Source organism: Neoroseomonas terrae, assembly GCF_018129025.1.
Taxonomy (GTDB): Bacteria; Pseudomonadota; Alphaproteobacteria; order Acetobacterales; family Acetobacteraceae; genus Neoroseomonas; species Neoroseomonas terrae.
In genome coordinates, this window is record NZ_JAAEDI010000037.1 from 1 (window position 1) to 23,681 (window position 23,681).

At 69.8% G+C, this 23,681-nt stretch carries 24 protein-coding genes; 10 read left to right on the plus strand and 14 right to left on the minus strand.

Going from position 1 to position 23,681, the window contains the following annotated elements; all coding sequences use genetic code 11:
* Positions 1–201: 201 nt before the first annotated feature.
* From GXW78_RS25020 to GXW78_RS25045, 6 genes are all read right to left on the minus strand, one after another.
* Positions 202–576 carry a DsrE family protein gene (locus GXW78_RS25020; RefSeq protein WP_211871643.1) on the minus strand — a complete coding sequence of 125 codons (375 nt, stop codon included), beginning with the start codon at positions 574–576 and terminating at the stop codon, positions 202–204.
* Positions 577–768: 192 nt separating this feature from the next.
* A complete protein-coding gene (locus GXW78_RS25025) occupies positions 769–1,317 on the minus strand; it encodes a carboxymuconolactone decarboxylase family protein (RefSeq protein WP_211871644.1) in 549 nt (182 codons plus the stop codon).
* Between the two features lie 32 nt (positions 1,318–1,349).
* A complete protein-coding gene (locus GXW78_RS25030) occupies positions 1,350–2,051 on the minus strand; it encodes a Crp/Fnr family transcriptional regulator (RefSeq protein ID WP_211871645.1) in 702 nt (233 codons plus the stop codon).
* 85 nt (positions 2,052–2,136) lie between these two features.
* Positions 2,137–2,352, minus strand: a complete 216-nt coding sequence (locus GXW78_RS25035; protein WP_211871646.1) for a cation transporter — start codon at positions 2,350–2,352, stop codon at positions 2,137–2,139.
* A gap of 4 nt (positions 2,353–2,356) precedes the next feature.
* Positions 2,357–2,746, minus strand: coding sequence for a Cu(I)-responsive transcriptional regulator (gene cueR / locus GXW78_RS25040; RefSeq protein WP_211871647.1), 390 nt, complete (start codon positions 2,744–2,746; stop codon positions 2,357–2,359).
* Complete coding sequence (locus GXW78_RS25045) at positions 2,743–5,061, minus strand: heavy metal translocating P-type ATPase (RefSeq protein ID WP_272876907.1); 2,319 nt, start codon at positions 5,059–5,061, stop codon at positions 2,743–2,745. Before GXW78_RS25045 ends, cueR begins: the two co-directional genes overlap by 4 nt.
* A 152-nt stretch (positions 5,062–5,213) precedes the next feature.
* On the opposite strand from GXW78_RS25045, the gene GXW78_RS25050 reads away from it, so the two are divergent.
* Together GXW78_RS25050 and GXW78_RS25055 are read left to right on the plus strand one after the other, a co-directional pair.
* On the plus strand, positions 5,214–5,618 hold the full coding sequence (locus GXW78_RS25050) for a hypothetical protein (protein WP_211871649.1): 405 nt from the start codon (positions 5,214–5,216) through the stop codon (positions 5,616–5,618).
* 69 nt (positions 5,619–5,687) lie between these two features.
* The gene (locus GXW78_RS25055; RefSeq protein ID WP_211871650.1) at positions 5,688–6,764 is read left to right on the plus strand and encodes a S1C family serine protease; all 1,077 of its coding nucleotides are present in this window, start codon (positions 5,688–5,690) and stop codon (positions 6,762–6,764) included.
* An 18-nt stretch (positions 6,765–6,782) separates the two neighbouring features.
* Here GXW78_RS25055 and GXW78_RS25060 read toward each other — a convergent pair whose 3' ends face one another.
* The 7 genes from GXW78_RS25060 to GXW78_RS25090 form a co-directional block, all read right to left on the minus strand.
* On the minus strand, positions 6,783–7,589 hold the full coding sequence (locus tag GXW78_RS25060; RefSeq protein WP_211871651.1) for a 3'-5' exonuclease: 807 nt from the start codon (positions 7,587–7,589) through the stop codon (positions 6,783–6,785).
* 18 nt (positions 7,590–7,607) lie between these two features.
* Positions 7,608–8,756 carry an MFS transporter gene (locus GXW78_RS25065; protein WP_272876906.1) on the minus strand — a complete coding sequence of 383 codons (1,149 nt, stop codon included), beginning with the start codon at positions 8,754–8,756 and terminating at the stop codon, positions 7,608–7,610.
* Positions 8,757–9,015: 259 nt separating this feature from the next.
* Positions 9,016–9,978 carry a Bug family tripartite tricarboxylate transporter substrate binding protein gene (locus GXW78_RS25070; RefSeq protein ID WP_211871653.1) on the minus strand — a complete coding sequence of 321 codons (963 nt, stop codon included), beginning with the start codon at positions 9,976–9,978 and terminating at the stop codon, positions 9,016–9,018.
* Positions 9,979–10,021: 43 nt separating this feature from the next.
* Positions 10,022–11,632: a GMC family oxidoreductase gene (locus tag GXW78_RS25075; RefSeq protein WP_211871654.1), complete on the minus strand. Its 1,611-nt coding sequence runs from the start codon at positions 11,630–11,632 to the stop codon at positions 10,022–10,024.
* Positions 11,629–12,618 carry a Bug family tripartite tricarboxylate transporter substrate binding protein gene (locus GXW78_RS25080; protein ID WP_211871655.1) on the minus strand — a complete coding sequence of 330 codons (990 nt, stop codon included), beginning with the start codon at positions 12,616–12,618 and terminating at the stop codon, positions 11,629–11,631. The genes GXW78_RS25075 and GXW78_RS25080 overlap by 4 nt, the downstream gene beginning before the upstream one ends.
* A 68-nt stretch (positions 12,619–12,686) precedes the next feature.
* Positions 12,687–13,316: a DUF1345 domain-containing protein gene (locus tag GXW78_RS25085; protein WP_211871656.1), complete on the minus strand. Its 630-nt coding sequence runs from the start codon at positions 13,314–13,316 to the stop codon at positions 12,687–12,689.
* The gene (locus tag GXW78_RS25090) at positions 13,316–14,296 is read right to left on the minus strand and encodes a threonine ammonia-lyase (protein WP_211871657.1); all 981 of its coding nucleotides are present in this window, start codon (positions 14,294–14,296) and stop codon (positions 13,316–13,318) included. Before GXW78_RS25090 ends, GXW78_RS25085 begins: the two co-directional genes overlap by 1 nt.
* Positions 14,297–14,495: 199 nt before the next feature.
* Here GXW78_RS25090 and GXW78_RS25095 point away from each other — a divergent pair, with 199 nt between their 5' ends.
* The 6 genes from GXW78_RS25095 (at position 14,496) to GXW78_RS25120 (ending at position 20,938) form a co-directional block, all read left to right on the plus strand.
* Positions 14,496–15,857, plus strand: a complete 1,362-nt coding sequence (locus tag GXW78_RS25095; protein ID WP_211871658.1) for an ABC transporter substrate-binding protein — start codon at positions 14,496–14,498, stop codon at positions 15,855–15,857.
* 164 nt (positions 15,858–16,021) lie between these two features.
* Positions 16,022–16,876: a carbohydrate ABC transporter permease gene (locus tag GXW78_RS25100; protein WP_246522621.1), complete on the plus strand. Its 855-nt coding sequence runs from the start codon at positions 16,022–16,024 to the stop codon at positions 16,874–16,876.
* On the plus strand, positions 16,876–17,772 hold the full coding sequence (locus tag GXW78_RS25105) for a carbohydrate ABC transporter permease (protein WP_211871660.1): 897 nt from the start codon (positions 16,876–16,878) through the stop codon (positions 17,770–17,772). The genes GXW78_RS25100 and GXW78_RS25105 overlap by 1 nt, the downstream gene beginning before the upstream one ends.
* A 69-nt stretch (positions 17,773–17,841) precedes the next feature.
* Positions 17,842–18,942, plus strand: a complete 1,101-nt coding sequence (locus tag GXW78_RS25110) for an ABC transporter ATP-binding protein (protein ID WP_211871661.1) — start codon at positions 17,842–17,844, stop codon at positions 18,940–18,942.
* 3 nt (positions 18,943–18,945) lie between these two features.
* The gene (locus GXW78_RS25115) at positions 18,946–19,707 is read left to right on the plus strand and encodes an SDR family oxidoreductase (protein ID WP_211871662.1); all 762 of its coding nucleotides are present in this window, start codon (positions 18,946–18,948) and stop codon (positions 19,705–19,707) included.
* A gap of 151 nt (positions 19,708–19,858) precedes the next feature.
* A complete protein-coding gene (locus GXW78_RS25120) occupies positions 19,859–20,938 on the plus strand; it encodes a malate/lactate/ureidoglycolate dehydrogenase (RefSeq protein ID WP_211871663.1) in 1,080 nt (359 codons plus the stop codon).
* On the opposite strand, the gene GXW78_RS25125 is transcribed toward GXW78_RS25120, so the two are convergent.
* Positions 20,935–21,777, minus strand: coding sequence for an NAD(P)-dependent oxidoreductase (locus tag GXW78_RS25125; protein WP_211871664.1), 843 nt, complete (start codon positions 21,775–21,777; stop codon positions 20,935–20,937). The genes GXW78_RS25120 and GXW78_RS25125 overlap by 4 nt on opposite strands.
* A 221-nt stretch (positions 21,778–21,998) precedes the next feature.
* On the opposite strand from GXW78_RS25125, the gene GXW78_RS25130 reads away from it, so the two are divergent.
* Both GXW78_RS25130 and GXW78_RS25135 read left to right on the plus strand, forming a co-directional pair.
* Positions 21,999–22,895: a TauD/TfdA dioxygenase family protein gene (locus GXW78_RS25130; RefSeq protein ID WP_211871665.1), complete on the plus strand. Its 897-nt coding sequence runs from the start codon at positions 21,999–22,001 to the stop codon at positions 22,893–22,895.
* Entirely contained in the window at positions 22,895–23,680 is a 786-nt protein-coding gene (locus GXW78_RS25135) for a fumarylacetoacetate hydrolase family protein (protein ID WP_211871666.1), read from the plus strand. Before GXW78_RS25130 ends, GXW78_RS25135 begins: the two co-directional genes overlap by 1 nt.
* The last annotated feature ends 1 nt before the right edge of the window (position 23,681 follow it).

Below are 23,681 nucleotides of genomic sequence, written 5' to 3' on the forward strand. Positions count from 1 at the left end.
CAGGGGCCGGGGTGGCAGGCGCAGGCGCAGGCGCGCTGCCCGGGCGCTGCGGCGGCGGCAGGCTGCCTGCCCCGCCGAGCGAGGATTGTGCAGCGGCGGGAACAGCACCCAACACCAGGAGCGCAACGAATCCGGGGCGGAGAAAGGCCGTCATGGTCCCCTCTGTCCACCCCGCGCCGTCATCGGGTCAAGCGCGGCGCGCTATAGTGTGATCATCTGGCCGTCCCCCACCGCCTCGAGGAAGGTGGCGATGCCGGCGATCTCGACGCCGGACGCGAGCGGGAGGTCCGCGAGGGACTCGGCCCGCAGCCCGGCCTCGCAGGCGATGCGCCGCACCCCGAGCTCGGCGCAGGCATCCAGCAGTGCGGCGATGCCGGCGACGCCGTTGGCGGCGAGGGTCGCCTCGCGCGGGTCGCGGGTCAGCGGGCAGGGGTCGGCGAGGAGCAGGCAGCCCTGGTTCGTGGCAAAGAGGGTGACCGAGCGGCCCAGCGCGGCGGCGCCGGCCGCGGCGACCAGCGCGTAGTGGCCGCGGGGATGGCCACCGGATTCGAGCAGGATGCCGAGCGAACGGGGCATGCGGATGGGTGTCTCCGGTCGATGGTGACGCCCGCGCCGAAGGAGGCCCGCTCCAGGTCGGCGAAGGCTGTTACCTTGGAATTCTACAGTCCGAGCGCCGTATGCGAGGCGGACGAAACGTTTCGGTCGTCAGGCCATTCCAGGAGCATCCGCAACGCCGCCCGAGGCATACCGCGCAACCCTGCTCCGGCCTCAGGCCGGCAGCGGGTACTTATCCAGATACGGCTGGTATTCCGGCTCCACCTGGATATCGAGCGACGACAGCACCCGCACCACCGCGCAGTAGAAACCGATCACCAGCACCAGGTCGACCAGGCGTTCATTGTCGAAATGCTCGCGCAGCGCCTCGAAGGTGGTCTCGCTCACGCCCGGACCGACATAGGCTTCGCGCGCGGCGCGCAGCACCAGCTTCGCCAGGGGGTCGAGCATCGTCTCCTGGCCCGCGCTCTCGGCGATCAGCGCGCCGATGTCGTCGTCGCTGACGCCGAAATCGTAGCCGATCTTGACGTGGTGCGACCATTCATAGGCCGAGCGCGCCAGCCAGCCGACCTGCAGGATGGCGAGTTCGCGCAGCCGCGGGTCGAGCGCCGACTTGAACCGGATGAACTGGCCGAGACCGGAGAAGGCCCGTGCCGCGTTCGGACTGTTGGTCAGGGCGCGGTGCAGCGCGATGTTCCGCTTGAGGAGGTCGCGGTCCTCCTCCTTCAGGTCGGCGACGGTCATGTCTGGCACACGGGCCATGCTGCGTTTCCTCCGGGTGTTGCCCCGGCAGGCTACACGCGCCGTGCGGCCTGCGAAGCCCCCGGGCGGGGGAGGCTGACGCGGTGGAGCGCTGCGCGATCCGGCACGTCCACGCGGCGGCCCTTCAGGCGCAGCAGCCCCGTCGCCTCCAGCCCGTGCAGCGCGCGGGACAGGCTCTCGGGGGTCATGCCGAGCCAGGCGGCGATGGCGACGCGCGGCTCTGGGATGTCGACTGTGCTGCATTGCGCAGGCAGCCGGTGCAGCAGGAAGCGCGCGGCACGCTGAGTCGCGTCGCGCGTCTTCAGGTTCACCACCTGGTCCATCAGCAGGCGGGCCTGGCGGGCCATCTGTTCCATCGCCGCGCGCATCAGGCCGGCGTCCTCGGCGGCGGCGAGGCGGAACGCTATGGCCGGGATCGCCAGGAGGCGGCAGGGGGCGAGGGCCGTGCCGGTCACCGCATGCGGCATGTTCAGCAGCGCCGCGACAATCGACAGCGCGTCGCCGGCGGCGGCGATCTCGACGAGGGTCGCGGCGCCCTCCTGCTCGGCGGTGCTGAGGCCCACCGAGCCCTGGAGCAGGATGAGCAGCCGGTCGGCCGGCGTGTCCTGCCGCAGAATGATCCCACCGCGCGGCACGGCGAGCATCGTCGTCTGCGCCATCAACGCGGCCCGGGCCTCGGGGCTGGCCGCCGCGAGCAGGGGGCCGGTGGCGATCACGCCAGCCCTCGCGCGCACTGCCTGGATCCTGGTGCATTAGGCATGCACCATCATTGCAGTGGCGGTGGATGCCGGGATTGATCCAGATCAACGGCCCTGTGAGCTATGCTATGACAGCGTAGCCCTCGTTCTCGACCGCAGCCTTGACGGCGTCGTGCGGCAGGGTGGTTTCAGCCGCCACGGTGCCGCCGCCGAGGTCCACCGTCACGGTCGCGCCCGGGTCGCGGGCGTGGATGGCCGCGGTCACCGCCGTCACGCAATGCCCGCAACTCATCCCCTCGACCGTCAGTGTCACGGTCCGGCGCGCGGTCGTCGTCATCGTTCTACTCCTTGCGCGCGAGGTCATCGAGGATCGGGCAGTCCGGCCGGTCGTCGCCCTGGCAGTGGGCGGCGAGGTGCCGCAGGCTGCCCGCCATGCTGCGCAGCGAGTCTGCCTTGGTCTCCAGCGCTGCGACATGCGCCAGGGCCAGCCGCTTCACCTCGGCGCTGGCCCGTCCGCGATCCTTCCACAGCGCCAGCAGCTTGCGCACGTCCTCCAGCGGAAACCCCAGGTCGCGCGCGTGGCGGATGAAGCGCAGCACGGCGACGTCGCGCGCCGCATAGACACGATAGCCGTTGGCGCTGCGCGCGGCGGCGAGCAGGCCGATCGCCTCGTAGTGACGGATCATCTTGGCCGAGACGCCGGAGCGTGCGGCGGCTTCCCCGATGTTCAACGCACATCCTCCTGCGGTCGCCAGCGTGCGAGCAGCAGCGCACCGGCCAGCACGCTGACCGAGGAAGCCGCCATCGCCGCCCCCGCCACGACCGGGGAGAGCATCCCGAATGCCGCGAGCGGCAGCCCCACCACGTTGTAGCCGAAGGCCCAGATCAGGTTGTGCCGGATGCGTGCCCGCGTCCGCCGCGCGATGTCGAGCGCTGCCGGCACCAGTGCCGGCTCCCCGCGCAGCAGGGTGATGCCGGCGGCGGCGATCGCGACATCCGTGCCGGTGCCCATGGCGATGCCGAGATCCGCCTGCGCCAGCGCCGGCGCGTCGTTCACCCCGTCACCGACCATGGCGACGTGGTGCCCCTGCTGCTGCCATTCCGCGACGCGCGCGGCCTTGCCTTCCGGCAGTACGCCCGCGACGACTTCGTCGAGGCCGAGGCGCTGCGCCGCGGCCTCCGCCGCTTCGGGAATGTCGCCGGACAGCATCGCCGCGCGCACGCCCATGGCGCGCAGCCCGGCAATGGCCGCGGCGGCACCGGGCTTTTCCGTATCCTCGAAGGCCAGCAGGGCGAGCGCGCGGTCGCCCTCGATCAGCCAGGCCAGGCTGCGGCCCTGCGCGGCTTCCGTCCTCGCGGCATCCGCAAGCGGACCGGCTTCGGCCCCGCGTTCCGCCAGCAGGCGCGGGCTGCCAAGCGCCACGTGACGACCATCCACCTCACCCTCGACACCCCGGCCCGGCAGGGCACGGAATGCGGCGGCCGGCGTTGCCGGTCCGCTGGCCGCCAGCACGGCGCGGGCGAGCGGATGCTCGCTGCCCGCCTGCAGTGCCGCCGCAAGGCGCAGCGCATCGGTCACGCCCGGCGCCGCGTGCAACGCGGCAAGTCGCGGCCGCCCCTCGGTCAGCGTGCCGGTCTTGTCGAAAGCGACGAACGTGATCTCCCGAGCACGTTCGATCGCTTCCACGTCGCGCACCAGGATGCCGGCGCGCGCGGCGGCCCCTGTGCCGGCCATGATCGCCGCCGGCGTCGCGAGGCCGAGCGCGCAGGGGCAGGCGATGACGAGCACGGACACGGCTGTGATCACCGCGGCCTCCATGTCCGCGCCGGCCAGCAGCCAGCCCATCAGCGTCACGGCGGCGATCCCCAGCACCACCGGCACGAAGATGCCGCTGACGCGGTCCACCAGCTTCTGCACCGGCGCGCGCGAGGCCTGCGCCGCCGCGACCAGCGCCGCGACGCGGGCGAGGACCGTCTCCCCGCCCACCGCGCGGACCTCGATCACCAGCCGCCCGTCCAGCGCAACCGTTCCGGTCGCAACCGTCGAGCCGGCTTCCTTCTCGACCGGTCGGCTTTCCCCGGTCAGCGCGCTTTCGTCGACGCCGGCACGGCCCTCGCGCACCGTGCCGTCGGCGGGGATCCGCTCGCCCGGCCGCACCGCGACAAGGTCGCCGACCGTGAGCGCGGCGGCGGGCAGCTCGACCTCCTGGCCGTCCTCGATCCGCCGGGCCATGCGGGGTGCGAGGTCGAGGAGCGCGCGGATCGCCGCGCCGGTCGCGCGCTTCGCCCGCGCTTCCAGCCACTTGCCGAGCAGGATGAAGAAGACGACGACGGCGGCGGCCTCGAAGTACAGGCCATGCACCGCGTGTTCGGCACCGTGCCGCAGCAGCAGGTAGAACGACAGCGCCCAGGCGGCGCCGGTGCCGAGTGCGACGAGCTGGTCCATGTTGCCGCTGCCGTCGCGCAGCGCCGCCCAGCCGGCCCGCCAGAAGCGCGCCCCGAGGCCGAAGGTGACCGGCGTTGCCAGGGCGAGCTGCCACCAGGCGCCGGGCATCCAGTCCCGTCCGACCGCCATGCCGAGCATGCCGACAAGGAACGGCGCGGTCAGCAGGCCGGCGAGCAGCAGGTCACGTGACTCCCGCCGCGCGCCAGGGTCCTCGATGGTTGCGGCGTCGGCGCCCAACAGCCGGTAGCCGGCACTGGTAACGGCGGCGGCGAGTGCTGCCTGCTCGGTCCCCGCCACGACGCGCAGATGGGCGCGTTCGGTCGCGAGGTTCACCGATACCTCCAGAACCCCCGGCACCCGGGCGAGCGCGCGCTCCACCCGGCCGACGCAGGATGCGCAGGTCATGCCGCCGATCGACAGGTCGATGACCGCCTCCGGCACGTGGTAGCCAGCCTTGGTGACCGCCGCGGCGAGGGCATCCGCCGCCGCCGTGCCGGTCACCTCCGCCTGGCCGGAAGCGGGGTTCACCTCGGCCCCGCTGACGCCAGGCACGGCGAGCAGCGCACGCTTCACCCGCCCCGCACAGGCGGCGCAGGTCATGCCTTCCACGGGAAGGAGAGCACGCGATGACGTCAGTGGTGCCTCTGGCATGGTATTCACCTCACGACAGGCAAGGTGGGCATTGCCATTATGGGAAGGTCAAGCGTGGTCCGATTGAAAGATCGCCGGCAGTGTAGGACACGGCTCGCCACATGATTCGCCACGGACCTTTCTTCCTCGCCCTGTTCATTCTTTCCGCGCCGGCCCATGCGCAGAACGAGCCGTTCCGTATCGCCAATGGTGCGCCGCTGCGGGCCACCGCGCTCTACCTGGTCCGCAGCGGGGGGGAGGGCTGGGGCCGCAACCTGTTGCCGCGCGGGCCGCTCGCCCCCGGCGCCGCGCTGTCCATGCGGCCGCCCGAAGGCGCCGGCTGTCGTTTCGATGTCCGCCTGACGCTGGAGGACGGCCAGGACGTGATCCGGCGGGATGCAGATGTGTGCGCAACGCGCGTTGTGGTGGTGGGCGAAGGCGCCAGGACAGCCGCGCCTTCAAGCCCCGCGCCGCCGCAGGTCGGTGGTGGCGACCGCCTCCCGCCGCCGGCCGGCGAAGGCGAATGACGACGGCGACCTTGCTGCCGCCATCCGTGCAACAATACAGCCGACGCCACCCATGAAGCCGCCGCCGCCATGAAGCCGATGACGTTCCTCCTGCCCGCCCTCGCGGCGCTGGTGCTGGCCGCGCCGGCGGCGCTGGCGCAGGGCGAGCCCTTCCGCATCGTCAACCGCACCACCGAACTCGCGACGGCACTGCACGCCGTGCGCAGCGGCCGGCCGGATTGGGGCGGCAACCTGCTGAACCGCGGACCCCTGCGGCCCGGCGCGCAGTTCTCGCTGCGGCCCTCGGAAGGCGCGGGCTGCAGTTTCGACCTGCGCCTGGTGCTCGGGGACGGGCAGGAGGTCGTGCGCCGCAACACCAACATCTGCGCCCAGCGCACGGTGGAGATGACGCTGCCGCTCGGCCTCGCGCCCCGTGTCGTGCCGGGCAGCCTGCCGGACAGCAAGCCGCCGCCCGAGGGCACGCCGGGCCCCGCCGGACCTGCGACGCCGCCCGGCGCGCGGCCCAACCCGCAGGCGCGCGTTTCCTCCGGCACCGGCTTCGTGGTGGCGGATGGGCGGGTGATGACGAACCACCACGTCATCGAGGCCTGTTCCAGGATCTTCGTTCGCACCGCCGACAGCCGCGCCCTGCCGGTCACCGAACGGCCGGTCAGCGACCCGCGCCGCGATCTGGCGCTGCTGCGCGTGTCCGGCAATGCGGGGCCGGTGCTGGCCTTCCGCGCCAATCCGGTGCGACGCGGCGAGAGCGTCGTGACCTACGGCTTTCCGCTTGCCGGGCTCCTGTCCTCCGGCCCCACCCTGACGACCGGAGAGGTCAGCGCGCTGTCGGGTCTTGGCGACAATCAGACGCAGTTCCAGATCAGCGCACCGGTGCAACAGGGCAATTCCGGCGGACCGCTGCTCGACCGGCAGGGCAACGTCATCGGCGTGATCGTGTCCAAGCTGAACGCGGCACGCATCGCGCAGCGCACCGGCGACATCCCGCAGAACGTGAACTTCGCGGTGAAGGGCACGGAAGCGGTCGACTTCCTGCGGCGCAACGGTGTGACGCCGGTGATGCGCGACAGCCCGAACGCCGATCGCAACGCGGCGGAGATCGGCGAACAGGCGCACCCGTCGACGGTGTTCATCAGGTGCGAGCGGTGACCGGCCAGAGCCGGGCGTCTACGGCGCTGTCAGCCGCAGCGCCGCTTCCGCATGATCGGCCAGATGCGGCTCCGCGCGCTGTTCTTCGAGGAACGCCGCGAAGGCGCTGAAGGAATGGCGCGCCGCATCGGCCGGCAGCGCGCCCGTCGCCTGCCAGTAGCGGAGAAGCAGCAGCCACGTCGCCGCGACATCCGTCTCGCAATACGCCGCCACCTCATCGCCGCGCCCGGCAGCCATGGCGGGTTCCACCTCGGCGCCGTTCATCCCGGCCTTGGCGGTCAGGCCGAGCAGCGCGCAGGCCTCGGCGAGGGAGGGCATCGGGGACGCGCGGAAGCCCGAGAGCCGGTCGGCGAGGTCCAGGTGGTCTCGGCCATAGCGATAGCCGTAGTCGCGCCCGTTGCCGCCGTTGAGCGAGGGCATCGCCACGCCAGTGGCGATGGCGCGGTAGCGTAGTATGGGCAGGTCGAATCCCGACGTGTTGAAGCCCGCGAGCATCGGCGCGGGGCGCTGCGCCAGGGTGCGCTCGAACAAGGCGAGGATCTCGGCCTCCGGCGTCTCGCCGGTGTGGCGGCTGGCCATGCGGCGGACGCGCCAGGGCTCCTCGGCGCCGTCGCGCTCGGCGACCAGCAGGGCGAGGCAGGCGATGGCGTGCAGCGGCGGCTTGAGGAAGGCCGTCGCCGGGTCCTGACCGTCCCGCGCGTAGCGGGCGCCGAGCGTGACCCGCAGCGAGGCATCGGCGAGGCCTTCCGCCTCCTCGCCCAGCAGAGCCCGGCCGGCGGCGAGATCCGGCACGGTCTCGATATCGAAGACGACGACGCGTTCCATGGGGCGATGCTGCGCGCGCTATCGTGGCCGGCGCAACAGCACGGCGGCGAGAGCGGCGCAGAGCACGGCCATCGCTGCCCAGAAGCCGCCGAACGCGGCCGATGCACCGAACGCATCCACGGCGAGGCCGGTCAGCAGCGGCGGGATGCAGAAGCCGGCATGGGCGACGAGGAACACGCCCGCGGCGGCACGCGCCCGGTCCTCCCCCGCCGCGGCTTCGGATGCGGCGGCGAGCGCGCCGATGAACAGGAAACCGTATGCCGCGCTGCCGACGAGCGCCCCGCCCGCCAACAACAGCGGCAGGGAGATATGCAGCGTGCCGAGAATGACGAGTGCCGCCCCGAGCAACAGCACCGGCAGGCCGATGAGGGATAGCCGTTGTGCAGGCAGGCGCCCCATCACCTGCTGAGCGGCGGTGCCGACCAGGATCATGAAGCAGAGCGCGAGCGGGCCGAGCCGCGGATACCCCGCCGCTGCCAGCGTGGAGGGCACCGAGGTCAGCGCCACCCCCGTCACGCCCCAGGCGGCGAACATGCCGAAGGATGATGCGACGGTGCCACGCGGGAAGGCCGGCAGGCGCAGCCAGGCGACGAGCCCGGTCGGTCGGCGGTCGGGCAGGCGCGCGACGATCGGCACCAGCAGCGCGACGGCAGCGATGTGCAGCCAAAAGGTGATCGGCGGTTCCGCATCCCCCAGCAGCCACAGCGCGCCGAGCGTCGCCAGCCCGCCGAAGCCGAAGGAGCCGGCGGTGGCAAGCGCCATGACGCGGGCAGCCTGCCGCCCAGCCTCCGGCCCGCCGGCGAGATCCGCCGCCCAAGCGGTGGCGCCGCCGGCGATAAGGCCGATCGCGAGCCCCTGCAGGACGCGCGCCACGGCGAGCGAGGCGAGCCCCGGCGCGAGCGCGAGCGCGACCGTCGCGAGCCCGGCGAACACCAGCGCAGCGAGGACGCAGGGCCGGCGGCCGATGCGGTCCGACAGGCCGCCGAGCAGCGGGGCGGTGACGATCAGCGTCGTCGCATAGGCGATGAAGGCGAGGGCCAGCCCGCCCGCCCCGCCGCCGTCGCGCGCCGCATAGGTCGTGAAAAGGGGCATGGGCAGCGTAGTCGTCGTGCCGATGACGAAAACCGCCGCGCCGATGGCAGCGACGGCGGCTCGGCCTTGGATCATGCGCGGGGCGCGGCTGGACGCGGGAGCAACCCGGTGCCGCGACGTCCGGGCCTGCCGGTCGCTGAGGTGCGCCGCAGTACGTGTCGCGCGCAGCTTCCCCAGCGCCGGCACCCATGCGCCGCCGTCGCGCGCCACGCGTCACGTCCTTGTCGCCAAACCGCGGCGCCCGGCACCAGATTAAGGTTTCCAAAGGCCCTTCGGCCTTTGGTGGGGAGGGGTTCGGGGAGGGGCAAAGCCCCTCTCCGATACATCGTATCCGTCACTCGATCCTAGCCCCTGACGCCCGGATCACCGGTGCCAGCTTCGCCTCGCTGGCGCGACGGAAGGCGATCAGCTCCTCGCTCGACATCGGCCAGGCGGTGGCGCCGTTGTCGGCGAGGCGTGCGATGAAGTCCGGGCTGGCCAGTACGGCCCGTGTCAGCGCGGACAGCCGCTCGACGATCGGCGTCGCGAGGCCGGCGGGGCCCACCACGCTGCCCCAGGAGGTGATGTCGAAGCCCGGCAGGGACTCCGACATGGCCGGGATCTCGGGCGCGTGGGGGCTGCGTTCGCGGCTCGTCACGGCGAGTGCGCGGACCTTGCCGGTGCGGGCGGAGGCGAGGCTCTGCGGGATGTTGTCGAAGATCATGTGCACGCGGCCCGCCTGCACGTCGAGCTGCGCGGCCGCGCCCCCGCGATAGGGGACGTGCAGCATGTCGAGCCCGGCCATCTGCTTGAACATCTCGCCCGAGAGATGGACGGTCGTACCGGACCCTGGGCTGGCGAAGCTGTATTGGCCGGGGTTGCGGCGGATCAGGTCGATCAGCTCCGGCACAGTGTGTGCCGGGACGTCGTTGTTGACGATCAGCAGGTTCGGCAACTGCCACAGCCCGGCGATGTAGGTGAAGTCGCGTTCCACGTCGAAAGCGATATCCGGCCGCAGCACGGGGGAGATGGCGAGGGAGGAGACGGAACCGAGGCCGATCACCGTGCCATCCGCCGGGGAGCGGGCGATCGCCAGCGTCCCGATGTTGCCGCCGGCACCGGCGCGGTTCTCCACCACGAAGGACTGGCCGGTGACGTCGGCGAGCTTGCTGCAATACAGGCGCACGAGCGTGTCAACGCCGCCCCCGGGCGCAAAGGGCGTGATGAAGCGGACCGGGTTGGCCGGCCAGGGGGCCTGGGCATGCGACATGCCCGGGATGGCGGCTGCGGCGAGCAGGCTGCGGCGCTGGATGAACATCGTTTGCTCCCTGGTTGGCCCGTCGTGGCGCGGGCTGCTCCGCTCAGGCCATGGCGGCCTGGCGCATGAAGGCGGCGGCGCGTTCGGCGACGAGCATCACCGCGGGCTGGATGTTCGGGGATGGGATCAGGGGGAAGGCCGAGGCATCGGCCACGCGCAGTCCGTCGATGCCGCGCAGGCGGAGCTGCGGGTCCAGCACCGCCATCGCATCCGTGCCCATCTTCGCCGTGCCGCAGGGGTGGAAGACGGTGCCGGCGGTGGCGCGGATGCTCTCGAGGATCGCCTCGTCGGTCGTCGCGTCCGGGCCGGGGCGCAGTTCTTCCTCGATCAGCGCGGCGAGCGGCGCCTGCGCGGCGACCTTCCGGCCGAGCCGCGCGGCCCCGAGCATGATGCGAACGTCGTTGGGGTGGTCGAGGTAGTTAGCGCGGATGCCGGGCTTCTGCGTCGCGTCGGGGGACTTCAGGAAGACTTCCCCGCGGCTGTCGGGGCGGCAGACGCCGTAGTTGAACATGAATCCGGGAAAGTCGTGCAGCCCGGCCTCGTAGCTGAAGGTCGAGAAGTTCACGAAGAGGAACTGGATCTCGGCTTCCTCGGCGCCCGGCGTGACACGGGCGAAGGCGTTCGCCTCCCCGGCGCCGATGGCGAGGGGGCCGGCGCGCGAGAGCAGGTAGTCGAGGCCCATGCGCGCCTTGCGAAATGGAGAGAGGAGGATTTCGTTCAGCGTACCGCAAGGCTTGCTGCGATAGATGCACTTCGCGATCAGGTGGTCCTGCAGGTTCTTCCCCACGCCCGGGCTGTGAAGCACGACCGGGAGGCCGAGCGCCTGCAGCGCCGCGCCGTCGCCGATGCCGGACAGCATCAGCAACTTCGGCGTCTCGATCGCACCGGCGGAGCAGACGATCTCGCGCGCCGCACGGAAGATCACGGGCTGGCCGTTCTGCCGGGCTTCCACGGCCGTGGCGCGACCGTCCTCGACCAAGATGCGCGTGGCCAGTACGCCCGTCTCGACGCGCAGGTTGCCGCGCTTCATCGCGGGGCGGAGGTACTCCTTCGCGGTGGAGGAGCGCCTGCCGCCATTGACGTTGAGCTGAACGGGGCCGGCGCCGTCGATGGCGGTGCCGTCGTTCCAGTCGCGGTTGCGCGGCAGGCCGGCGGCGACGCAGGCCTCGACGAAGGCAGCCGCCGCCGGCGCCAGGCGGCGCGGTTCGCGGACATGGATCGCACCGTCCTTGCCGCGCGCGGGGTCGGGTGGACCGTCCCAGTGTTCGATCCGGCGGAAAACGGGCTCGACATCGGTGTAGGACCAGCCCGTGGCGCCGGCCTGCGCCCAGCGGTCGTAGTCATGCGGGGAGCCGCGCAGGAAGACGAGCCCGTTCACGCTGCCCGACCCGCCGAGCACGCGACCGCGCGGCCAATGCATGCGGCGGTCGTTCAGATGCGGCTCGGGCTCGGTTTCGTAGCGCCAATCGTACTTTCCGCTGCCGTAGAGCTTCGCGTAGCCGGCCGGCAGGCTGATCCAGATGTCGCGGTCGGGCGGACCCGCTTCCAAAAGCAACACGCGGCAGCCGGGGTCCTCCGACAGCCGCGCGGCAAGGATGCAGCCGGCGGAGCCGCCGCCGACCACGATGACGTCTGCATCCGGCGAGGCGCTCACGATTCCATCCGTACCCCGGTGCGTTCGACGACGCCCTTGAACTTGTCCAGCTCGGCCTGGAAGAACGCCCGCGTATCGGCAGGCGAGTTCGGCCGCGACCAGGGCGTGATCCCGGCGACCAGGAACCGCTCGTTGAGCTGCGGGTCGCGCAGGGCGCTGTTGATGGCGCGGTTCAGCGCCTCGGTGACCGGCGCGGGAATGCGCGGCGGGCCGACCACGGCGAACCAGTTGCCGATGTCGAAGCCCGGCATGCCCGATTCCGCCAACGTCGGGATGTTCGGGAAGGCGGGGAACCGCTCAAGCCCGGTGATGGCGATGCCGCGCACGCGTTCGTCGCGTACCTGAGCGGCGGCGGAGGCCAGCACCGCCACGCCCCAGGCAGTCTCCCCACGGGCGATGCTTTCGACCATCAGCCCGCCCGAGCGATACGGCACATGCGCGAACTTGCCGCCGAGACCGAGCGAAACCGCCACCGATTCCGCCGCAAAATGCGGGATGGAACCGACGCCGGAGGACGCGTAGGGCAGGTCGTCCTGCGGCCCGGCGCGCAGCTTCTGCACCGCCTCGGCCGCGTTCGCTGCGGGGAAGTTCGGCTTGGCGACCAGGATCAGCGGTCCGTTGGCGACGACCGCGACATGGGTGAAGTCGGCCATCGGGTCGTACCGCGTCCCGCCCTGCATCGCATGTGGGATGAGCGCGTGGGACGACGCCTCGTTCAGCATCAGGATGGTGCCGTCGGCCGGCTGCCGGCGCAGCCATTCCGCGGCGACGGTGCCCGACGCGCCCGGCCGGTTTTCCACCACCACGCGCCCGTTCGGGCCGAGGAAGCCCTGCATGCGGTCGGCGAGCAGCCGCGCCGTGATGTCGGTCGACCCGCCTGGCGCGAAGCCGCTGACGAGGACGACGGGACGGTCGGAAACCGATTGCGCCCGCGCGACGGCGGGCAGAGCGAGCATTGGAAGGGCGAGCAGCGTCCGGCGGTTCATGGCGGCGTTTCCCTGACGATTATGATTGTTTCGCCAGGGAAGCGCCGAACCGGGTGCAGCACAAGCCTTCAGCCGGCGGCGCTGCCCGCCAGCAGGTTCACCGCCAGGCCGACGATCGCCGCGTTGAACAGGAAGGAGGCAAGCCCATGCGCCAGCACCAGTCGCCGCATCGCGGGGGATGCGGTGGTCACGTCGGAAACCTGTGCCGTCATGCCGACGGTGACGGCGAGGTAGAGGAACTCCGCCCAGTCCGGCCGCTTGCTGCCGCCCGGAAACGCAATGCCGCCGCCGGCGAGCCAATAGGCGTGGGCGTAGTGAACGGCGAATAGCACGTGCAGATAGGCCCAGGACACCGCGATCGTGGCGACGCCGAGCGTCATCGAATGCGTGCCCCGCGTGCCCCCGCCGATCTCGATGACGACGGCGGCAAGGGCGGCGACGGAAGCCGCCAGGGTGAGGCCGATGATGCTCCAGCGGCTGTCCTCGATCTGCGCCGCGTGGTGCCGCAGCCGGTCGGGCGGCGTGGCGACGAGATGCCACAGGAGCAGCGCCGCATGGGTCGCCGCCCCGGCGCACCATCCCGCCAGGATCGCGGTGCGCAGGCCCACGCCGGGCAAGAGTGCAGCGCCGCCGGCGACCGCGACCAGCACGCCGGTCGCGGCCAGCAGCGTCGGCCGCTGCCGCAACCGCAGGCGCATCAGGCTGCGAGCGCGCGGGAGAACACGGCGGGGTCGGCGTTGCCGCCGCTGATCACCACGCCGATCACGCCACCCTTCGCCTTGACCTTGCCGGCCAGCACGGCGGCGAGGGCAACCGAGCCGCCGGGCTCGACGACGACCTTGAGGTGCTCGAAGGCGAAGCGCATGGCCCTGAAGACTTCCGCCTCCGTGACCACGACACCGCCCGCGAGGTGGCGATGGTTGATCGGGAAGGTCAGCGCGCCCGGCTGCTTCGACAGCAGCGCGTCGCACAACCCGCTGCCCGGCTGCTCGACCGCCAGGCGGCGTCCGGCCTGCAGTGAGCGGCAGGTGTCGTCCCAGCCTTCGGGCTCCACGGCGAAGGCCTCGGCGTTCGGTGCCAGCGCCTCGAGCGCCAGGACGCAGCCGGCGGTCAGCCCGCCGCCGCCGGTGCAGACGGCGAAGGTGTCGAGCGCCAGGCCAAGGGCGGCTGCGTCCTCGATCAGCTCGACCGCGACGGTGCCCTGGCCGGCGATGACGTGCGGGTGGTCGAAGGGCGGAATGAGCGTGGCGCCGCGTTCCGCCGCCAGGGATGCGGCCAGCGCGTCGCGATCGGTGTTGTGGCGGTCGAAGGGAATGATCTCCGCGCCCCAGCGGCGTGTCGCGTCGACCTTGATGGAAGGCGCGTCGGCAGGCATGGCGATGGTCGCGCGCATGCCGAGCATGTGGGCGGCCGCCGCGCAGGCCTGCCCGTGATTGCCCGAGGAATGCGTGACGATGCCGCCGCGGCGTTCCTCGGGGGACAGCAGCAGCGCGGCATTGGTGGCGCCGCGCAGCTTGAAGGACCCGGTCCGCTGCAATGGTTCCGGCTTCACCAGCACGGTGGCGCCCGCCAGCTCGTCGAGCACGCGGTGACGCAGCAGCGGCGTGCGGATGACGCGCCCGGCGAGCCGCTCGGCGGCGGCGCGCACATCATCGAACGTCGGCAGTGTCTCGGTCATCTGGTGTTCCCTGATCACGAAGGCGTGGCACGCCCGCCCGCGTGTGGACGGAGCCTGCGCCGCGGGTGAAAGGCCGGCAAGGTTGGGGGTCTTAAGGGTCGTAACTGGTTGCGTCGCCCGAATTTTCGCGACTAACCTTCCGGTTACCGAGAAGCGGGTCCGCACGAGGCTCGCCCCGGGGGAGAACGGAAGGGAAAGCATGTCCAGAAACGGGATCACCCGGCGCAATGTCCTGCGCAATGGGGCTGGCGTCGTCGCTGCGGGGGCGCTCTCGGCGCCGATGGTCCATGCACAGGGAACGGGCGGCACGCTGCGCTGCGGCTTCTGGGACCACTGGGTTCCGGCCGGCAACGGCATCATGCGCGAGCTCTGCGCCGAATGGGGTCGGGCGAACCGCGTCGAGGTAAACGTCGAGTTCATCACCTCGGTCGGCAACCAGAACCTGCTGACCATCAACGCCCAGGCGCAGTCGCGCAGCGGCCACGACATCCTGTCCTTCCCGACCTGGGAACCGGCGGCGAAGCACGAGCTTCTCGAGCCCATGGATGACGTCATGGGCCGGCTGGCGCAGAAATACGGGGAGGTGACGCCTGCCGCGGAATACCTCGGCAAGGTGGGCGGCAAGTGGGTGGCGGTCCCGGCGGTGTCCGGCACGCAGCTCAAGCCGTCCTGCACGCGCTTCGACCTGATGCAGCAGCATGCCGGCCTCGACATGCGCGCGATGTGGCCGGCCAAGGCGGAGCGTGGCCCGGGAGCCGACGGCTGGACCTGGGAAGCCTTCGCCGCGGCAGCCGAGAAATGCAAGGCGGCGGGCGTGCCTTTCGGCCTGCCGATGGGCCAGTTCTCCGACGCGGTTGACTGGGTCGGGGGGCTGCTCACCTCCTACGGCGCCAACATGATGGATGCGCGCGGCAACCCGACCATCCGCAACAATGCGAAGCTGCGACAGGCGGTGGAGATGCTGGTGCGCATCTCGCGCGCCCTGCCCGACGATGTCTGGGCATGGGACGATGCGTCGAACAATCGCGCGCTGATCTCCGGGCGCTCGGCGCTGGTGTTCAACCCGCCCTCCGCCTGGGCGGTGGCGAAGCGCGACCAGCCGCAGGTGGCGGAGAACTGCTGGTACGCGCCTTGCCCGGCGGGCCCGGAAGGCGCCTATGTCGGCTACCTGCCGTATTTCTGGGGTATCTGGTCGTTCAGCCGGATGAAGCCGGCGGCGAAGGGCCTGATCGAGTTCCTGTCGGAACGGCCGCAGGCGGAACGCCAGACCAATACCTCCAGCGGCTACGACATCCCGCCCTTCCTCTCGATGTCCGACTTCCGCATCTGGGAGACGGAAGGCCCGCCCACCGGCTTTGCCTACAACTACCCGGTGAAGCCGCACCAGAACCAGAAGACGTCGGTCGCCTTCGCCCCGGCGCCGGCCGAGTTTGCCGTGCAGGCCTACAACAACGGCCTGAACACGAAGCTCATCGCGCGCATCGTCCAGGGCGGCGAGAGCATCGACCAGGCCATGGGCTGGGTCGAGCGTGAGCTGAACACGATCCGCCGGGGCGGCTGAAACCAGGGCGGGCGGGCGGCCATGTGCCGACCGCCCGATCCTGCAATAACAGGGAGGATTCGATGGCAGCCGACGGTTCGCTTGCCGTGTCAGCCGCGTCCGGCACCGGGCGCGCCAGTTCGCTTGAACGATTCGCGCGACGGCGGTCCACTATTGCCTTCCTGATGACGCTGCCTTTGCTGGTCGTCGTGATCGGCCTGGTCGGCTATCCGGCGGCCTATGGCATCTACCTGTCCACGCTGAACCGTCGAATGACGGGGTTCATGGAGGGCGACTGGCTGCCCACCGGCCTCGGTAATTTCGAGATACTCTTCGACTCCGACACCTTCTGGATGGTGGTCTGGCAGTCCTGCATCTTCGCCATCAGCGCGGTGCTGCTGAAGGCGCTGATCGGCTTCTGGCTGGCGCACATGCTGCATCACATCCCCACCAAGGGGCAGCGCAAGTGGCGCGGCATGCTGCTGGTGCCCTGGGTCATCCCGCCGGCGCTGTCCACGCTCGGCTGGTGGTGGATGTTCGATCCTTCCTACTCCTCGATCAACTGGATCCTGAACATCTTCGCCGTGCCCGCCGTCCCCTGGCTCGGCGAGCCCTGGTGGGCGCGCGCCTCGGTCATCATCGTCAATGTCTGGTACGGCGCGCCGTTCTTCATGATCATGTATCTCGCGGCGCTGAAATCCGTGCCGGAGCAGTTGTACGAGGCGGCGGCGATCGACGGCGCGACGTCGTGGCAGAGGCTGCGATACGTCACGCTGCCGATGATGGCGAACATCATCTCGATCACCGTGCTGTTCAGCCTGATCGTCACCTTCGCGAACTACGACATCGTGCGCGTGCTGACCAATGGCGGGCCGCGCGACCTCACGCATGTCTTCGCGTCCTACGCCTTCCAGGTCGGCATCCTGTCGAGCAACATCCCGCGCGGTGCGGCGGTGTCGCTGTTCATGTTCCCGATCCTGGCGGTGTGCGCCTTCTTCGTCCTGCGCGGCGTCACGCGCCGCAACAAGGAGCAGATGTGATGTCGGCCACGACCGCCAGCCGGGATGTGCCCGGCATTTACCACAAGGCCGGCAGCCTGCGTTCGGAACGGCGCTGGGCGATGTGGTGGGCCTATGTCTCGCTGATCGTCGCGGCGATCATCTTCCTCGCCCCGCCCTTCTACATGCTGCTGACGAGCTTCAAGACGAATGCGGAGATCGCGGACCATTCGCTCAATCCGTGGTGGATCCGCGCACCCACCATCGAGCATTACGCCGCGATCCTGAGCAACCCGATCTTCATCCGCTTCTTCATCAACAGCGTCATCGTCACGGGCTGCGTGGTGGTGCTGACGATGGTGATCTCGGTGCTCGCCGCCTTCGCACTGGCGCGCATGCGGTTCTGGGGCAGCCAGGTGCTGGCGACCGGTGTGTTCCTCACCTACCTGGTGCCGGACACGCTGCTGTTCATCCCGCTGTATCAGATCGTTGGCGGGCTTGGGCTGCTCAATTCCATCTGGGGGCTGGTGCTCGTCTATCCCACGCTGACAGTGCCCTTCTGCACTTGGATCATGATCGGCTACTTCGCCTCGATCCCGAAGGAGCTGGACGAGGCGGCGCTGATCGACGGCGCCAACTGGATGCAGATGCTGATGAAGATCTTCGTGCCCGTGGCGATGCCCGGCATCATCGCGGCAACGATCTTCGCCTTCACCGTGTCCTGGGCGGCCTTCGTCTATCCCACTGCTTTCGTCACCACGGCCGAGCAGATGCCGCTCACGATCGGCGTCGTCTCGCAGCTCGTGCGCGGAGATACCTTCGCCTGGGGGCAGATCATGGCGGGTGCGCTGATGGCGGCGCTGCCACCGGTGATCATCTATGCCTTCCTCATGGATTACTACATCGCCGGGCTGACCGCCGGCGCCACCAAGGGTTAGCCATCCGATCGCGGCGCACGGCAGGGCGCCGAGGCGTCAATCGGTTGGCTTCAGCAATAGGGACGACACATGGCCGAGGTTTCACTTCGCAGGATCGTCAAGGCCTATGAAGGCGACGTGCAGGCGGTCAAGGGCATCAATCTTGAGATCGCCGACCACGAATTCGTGGTGCTGGTCGGGCCGTCCGGCTGCGGGAAATCAACCACCCTGCGCATGATCGCGGGGCTGGAGGAGATCACGGCCGGCGACATCGCCATCGGCGGCACGGTGGTGAACGACATCCCGCCGCGTGACCGGGACATCGCCATGGTGTTCCAGAACTACGCGCTGTATCCGCACATGTCGGTCTACGACAACATGGCCTTCGGCCTGACGCTGCGGAAGTTTCCGAAGGCGGAGATCGACAAGCGGGTGAAGGAAGCCGCCCGCATCCTCGACATCACGCCGCTGCTCGAACGCAAGCCGAAGGCGCTGTCGGGTGGCCAGCGGCAGCGCGTGGCGATGGGCCGGGCGATCGTGCGCGACCCCAAGGTGTTCCTGTTCGACGAGCCGCTGTCGAACCTCGATGCCAAGCTGCGCGTGCAGATGCGCACCGAGATCAAGAAGGTTCACCAGACCGTCAACACCACCACCATCTACGTCACCCACGACCAGGTGGAGGCAATGACGCTGGCCGACCGCGTGGTGGTGATGAATCACGGCATCATCGAGCAGGTCGGGCCGCCGCAGGAACTGTACCACAACCCGGCGACAAAGTTCGTCGCGGGCTTCATCGGCAGCCCGGCCATGAACTTCATCCCGGCGCGGCTTGAGGAGACGTCGGGCGCGCTGCGCCTGATGCTGCCCGATGGCGCCACCCTTAACGTGCCGGAAGCCCGCGTGGCGCGGTATCGCTCGCATGCCGGCAAGCCGGTGCTGTTCGGCATCCGGCCGGAGCACCTGACGGACGACAAACCCACGGACAAGACGAACCCGGCGCCGCTGACGCTGACGCCGGAGGTGATCGAGCCGATGGGCATGGAGACGCTCGCGCATTTCCGCATCGACGGGGCGGAGGTCTCCGCACGGCTCGACCCGGCGACGCCGGCGGCGGTGGGACAGCCCTTGCGCCTTATCGCGCATATGGATCAGATGCACATCATCGATCCGACCAACGACAAGGTGCTCTGAGGAATGAAGCGTCTGGAGGGAAAGTCCGCCTGGATTACCGGGGCGGGCAGCGGCATCGGTCGCGCCATTGCGATCGCCTTCGCGCAGGAAGGGGCCAGGGTGGCGCTGACCGGGCGACGCACCGCACCGCTCGAGGAGACGGCGAAGATGATCGGTGGCGATGCCGCCATCGTCGTGCCCGCCGACCTGACGGATGAGAAGCTGGTCGCAGCGGCACTGGCCAAGGTTGAGAGCACCATCGGCGGGCCGGACATCCTGGTGAACAATGCCGGCGTGAACCTGCCGAAGCGCTACATGCACCAGCTGACGCCCGAAGCGATCCGGTCGCTGGTGGACGGCAACCTGACGGCGCCGTTCATGACCTCGATCGCCGTGCTGCCGGGCATGCGCAAGCGTGGCGGCGGGATGCTGATCCAGATCGCGTCGATGGCGGGCAAGGGCATCTCCTTCCTCTCCGGCCCCGGCTACACCGCCGCGAAGCACGGCTTCGTGGCGCTGTCGCAGTCGATCAATCAGGAGAACGGGATCCACAACATCCGGTCCTGCTGCATCTGCCCGGGGGAGGTCGCGACCGACATCCTGAAGAATCGGCCGGAGCCGGTGCCGCAGGAGGACATCGAGCGTCTGCTGCAGGCCGAAGACCTGGCCGCGATGGCGCTGTTCGCCGCGACGATGCCGGAGCGGGTGAACATTACCGAGATGCTGGTGGTGCCGACCTACATGCGGTTGCTGGCCCCGCAGGCGCGCAAAGTCGCGGCGATGTAGCTGAAGGTTGGGGGAGATGAACTCCCCCAAACCCCCTCCTTTTTCTATCTATTGGCGCCGGCCGCCGTCGTCAGTTCCCGATAGACAAAGAACGGAGGGGGATTCGGGGGAGGTGTCCTCCCCCGCTCTGTCTTTTCCGGGAAACGACCTCATGGACATGCACCACATCCCCGTCGATGCGTTGACCAGCCTTGTGCGCGACGTCTTCGTCGCTGCCGGCTGCGACAGCGCGGAAGCCAACCGCATCGCGACGCATCTCGTCGGCGCGAACCTTGCCGGCCACGACAGCCACGGCGTGGTGCGCGTGCCGCGCTATGTTGAGTGGCTCGAGGCCGGCTACATCCTGAAGGGCCAGGATGCGGAGGTCGTCACGGATGGCGGGTCCTTCGCGGTGCTCGATGGCAAGTGGGGCTTCGGGCAGACGGTAGCGCCGCAGGCGGTGGCGCTCGGCATCAAGCGGGCGCAGGAAAATGGCGTCTGCATCACCGCGCTGCGCAACGCAGGGCATATCGGGCGCGTGGGCGACTATGCGGAACAGGCGATCGCGGCAGGGCTTATCTCCATCCATTTCGTGAACGTCGCGGGCAGCGTGCTGGTCGCGCCCTTCGGCGGCGTGGAGCGGCGCTTTTCGACCAATCCGGTGTCCATTGGCGTGCCGCTGCCGGGCCGGCCGCTGGTGCTGGATTTCGCGACGTCCCTGGTCGCGGAGGGCAAGGTGCTGGTGGCATCCTCCGGCGGGAAGAAGCTGCCGGAGGGCGCGCTGATCGAAGCCGATGGCAGGCTCTCCACCGATCCGCACACGTTGTACGGGCCCTATGACGCGGTCGGGCCGCGCAACCCGGCGAACGGGACGGGTGCGATCCGCGCCTTCGGCGAGCACAAGGGATCGGGCCTCGCCTTCATGTGCGAGATGCTCGCGGGCTGCCTGACGGCCGGCGGCACCTCCGGGCCGGTGCAGGGCCGCGGGCGCGTCGCCAACGGCATGTTATCGATCTTCCTCTCGCCCAAGCATTTCGGCACGCAGGAGGAATTCGAGCAGATGGGGCTGCGCTACGCCGAGTGGATCAGCGCGACCCGCCCGGCGAACGCCGCCGAGCCGGTGCTGCTGCCGGGCGAACCCGAGAACCAGCGCCGCGCCGACCGCAACGCCAATGGCGTGCCGCTGCCGGTGGAGACGTGGTCGAACATCCTCGCCACCGCGACGCGGCTTGGGGTGAAGAGCCCCGTCTAGCCGCGCGACAGGAACGCCTTCAGCGCGGCGACGTCCTCGGCGCCGCGCGGATCGGCCAGGCGTTCATACAGCGCCCGCGCGCCGCGATAGATACCCGGCGCGGCGTCGTCAGCCTTGGTGAAGTCGGCGATCTCCTCCATCTCGCCGGCCCAGCGATAGGCCTTGTCGTACATGCTCGGCACCATGCGGCCGAACCAGGCGGCGAGGGCAGGCTGGCTCGCTGCGAGTTCGGCATGCAGTGCTTCGGCCGCGCCTGCGCGTGTCGCCGCGAGCATCATGGCGGACCCGATCGCGACGAGACCCTTGGTGATGCCAGCATAGGACATCTTCAGCGCCGAGGCCGCCCCAATCGGGCCGTCGATCACGCGCAGGTCGATACCGCGTCCCGACAGCAACGTCACGAGGCGGGGCGCTTCGGAACCCGACGCGTAGAGGAACGGTCCGGCATAGCCCTCGCGCGGTGGCCCGCCGATGATGCCGGCATCGGCGACGCGCAGCCCGTGCCCTTCGACCAGCGTGGCGAGACGCGTCATCGTCTCGGGGCTGATCGCGTTGCAATCGACATAGAGCGGCGGCTTCGGTGCGGCCGCGAAGATCGGGGCCAGTCGTTCCGCCGTCGCCATCGCCTGGTCGGGCGGGAGGATCGACAGGAAGGCGTCGGCTTCGGCCAGCCCCGCTTCGGGCACCGCCTCCATCCCGGCCTTCGCGGCGCGCGCCGCGCTGGCGGCGCTGCGTCCTTCGACGCAGGTCAGCACCCGCACGCCATTCGCGTGCAGCCGCGCACCGACACCTGCGCCCATGGCGCCCTGGGACAGGATGGCAATCACCGGGTCGGGCATGGCGTACGCCTCCTTCTGGGTCGGCGCGCAGCCTGGACGCGTCCCGGCGCGTTGCCAATCCCGTAGGCAATTTGCGGAGCCCGCGCGGTGGGTCTAGCCTCCGGATACCGGGGCATGGAACCCCGGGAGGGGGAAGGAGATGTTCGACTGAACATGCGCGGCGCGTCGCCGCGCGGCAGGCTGCATCCACCCTCCCGCTGCGGCAGGAAAGGAAGACCGGCATGCCCACGATCCAACCCAGCGGCGCGCTTGGCGCGCGCGTTACCGACATCGATCTCTCCAGGCCGATGAGTGCGCCGGATTTCGCGACGATCCTGCGCGCCCTGGGCGAGCATGGCGTGCTGTGCTTCCCGAACCAGCTTCTGGAACCTGCGGCGCTGCGCGACTTCTCGCTGCGCTTCGGCTCCATCCAGACCTCGCTGTCCGGCAAGTTCCAGGACCCGGAGATTCCCGAGGTCGGCATCCTTTCGAACATCATGGTGGACGGGAAGCCGATCGGGCTCGCGGATGCGGGGCAGGACTGGCACACCGACATGTCCTATCGCGACACGATGGGCTTCGTGAACGTGCTGAACGCGCACAAGGTGCCGCGGCGCAACGGCCAGGTGCTCGGTTCCACCGAGTTCGCCAACATGCACAAGGCCTATGACGAGCTGGACCCGGCGCTGAAGAAGAAGCTGGAGAACGCCACCGCGACCCACGACTTCAACAAGTTCTGGGACATGATGGTCAAGCGCGGCACGGCGAACCGTAAGCCGCTGACACCCGAGGAACGCGCCAAGCGCCCGCCGGCGGTGCACCCGGTCTTCCTCACCCACCCGATCACCGGCCGCAAGGTGCTCTACTGCAACCCGGGCTACGCGGTCCGCATCAATGAGCTGGACGAGGCCGAGAGCGATCGCATCCTTGAGGAGCTGTTCGCCCACCAGCTGCAGCCCCGCTTCCTGCACAAGCACCAGTGGAGCGAGGGCGACCTGCTGATCTGGGACAATATCGGCACGCTGCACAACGCCATCCCGGACTACACCGTGGCGGAGCACCGGCTCATGAAGCGCTGCCAGGTGATGGCGGACAAGGTGTTCCAGACGGACTTCATTCGCCAGTCGCTCGCCGCCTGATGCGCTGGATCCGCTTTACGGCCGAAGGCCGCACCGCCTATGGCATTCTCGAAGGGGACCGCATCGCGGAAGTCGCGGGCGATCCCTTCCGCGGCTACGATCCCACATCCCGGAAGCACGACCTCTCGGCCGTGAAGATCGAGGTGCCCGTCATCCCGCCGACCTTCTACGCGGCGGGGCTGAACTACGTGGAACATGTCATGGAAATGGCGGCGAAGCGCGGGGAGACACCCAACATCCCGGCCAAGCCCGACATGGGGTACCGCGCCGCCAACGCGCTGATCGCCCATGGCGAGAATGTCGTCATCCCCGCGGACGCCACCGAGAAGATCCACTACGAGGGCGAGATCGTCGCCGTCGTGGGCAAGAAGGCGAAGAACCTCACGGAGGAGAACGCGCTGTCCTGCCTGCTCGGCTGGACCATCGGCAACGATGTCAGCGAGCGGACCTGGCAGAAGGCGGACCGTACCTTCTGGCGGTCGAAGAACACCGACACCTTCAAGCCGATGGGCCCGTGGATCGAGACCGATTTCGACCTCGACGCCGCCGAGACGATCGTGCGGCTGAACGGTGAGATCACCAGCCGCTTCGCCACCAACCACATGCTGTTCGGCGTCGCGAAGTTCATGGCGACGATGACGAAGAACATCACGCTGCACCCGGGCGACGTGATCTGGATGGGGACGGATGGCGTGTCCCCCGACGTGAAGCATGGCGATGTCGTGGACATCGAGATCACCGGCCTTGGCCACCTGACCAACCCATTCATCCGCGAAGGCGTCTGAA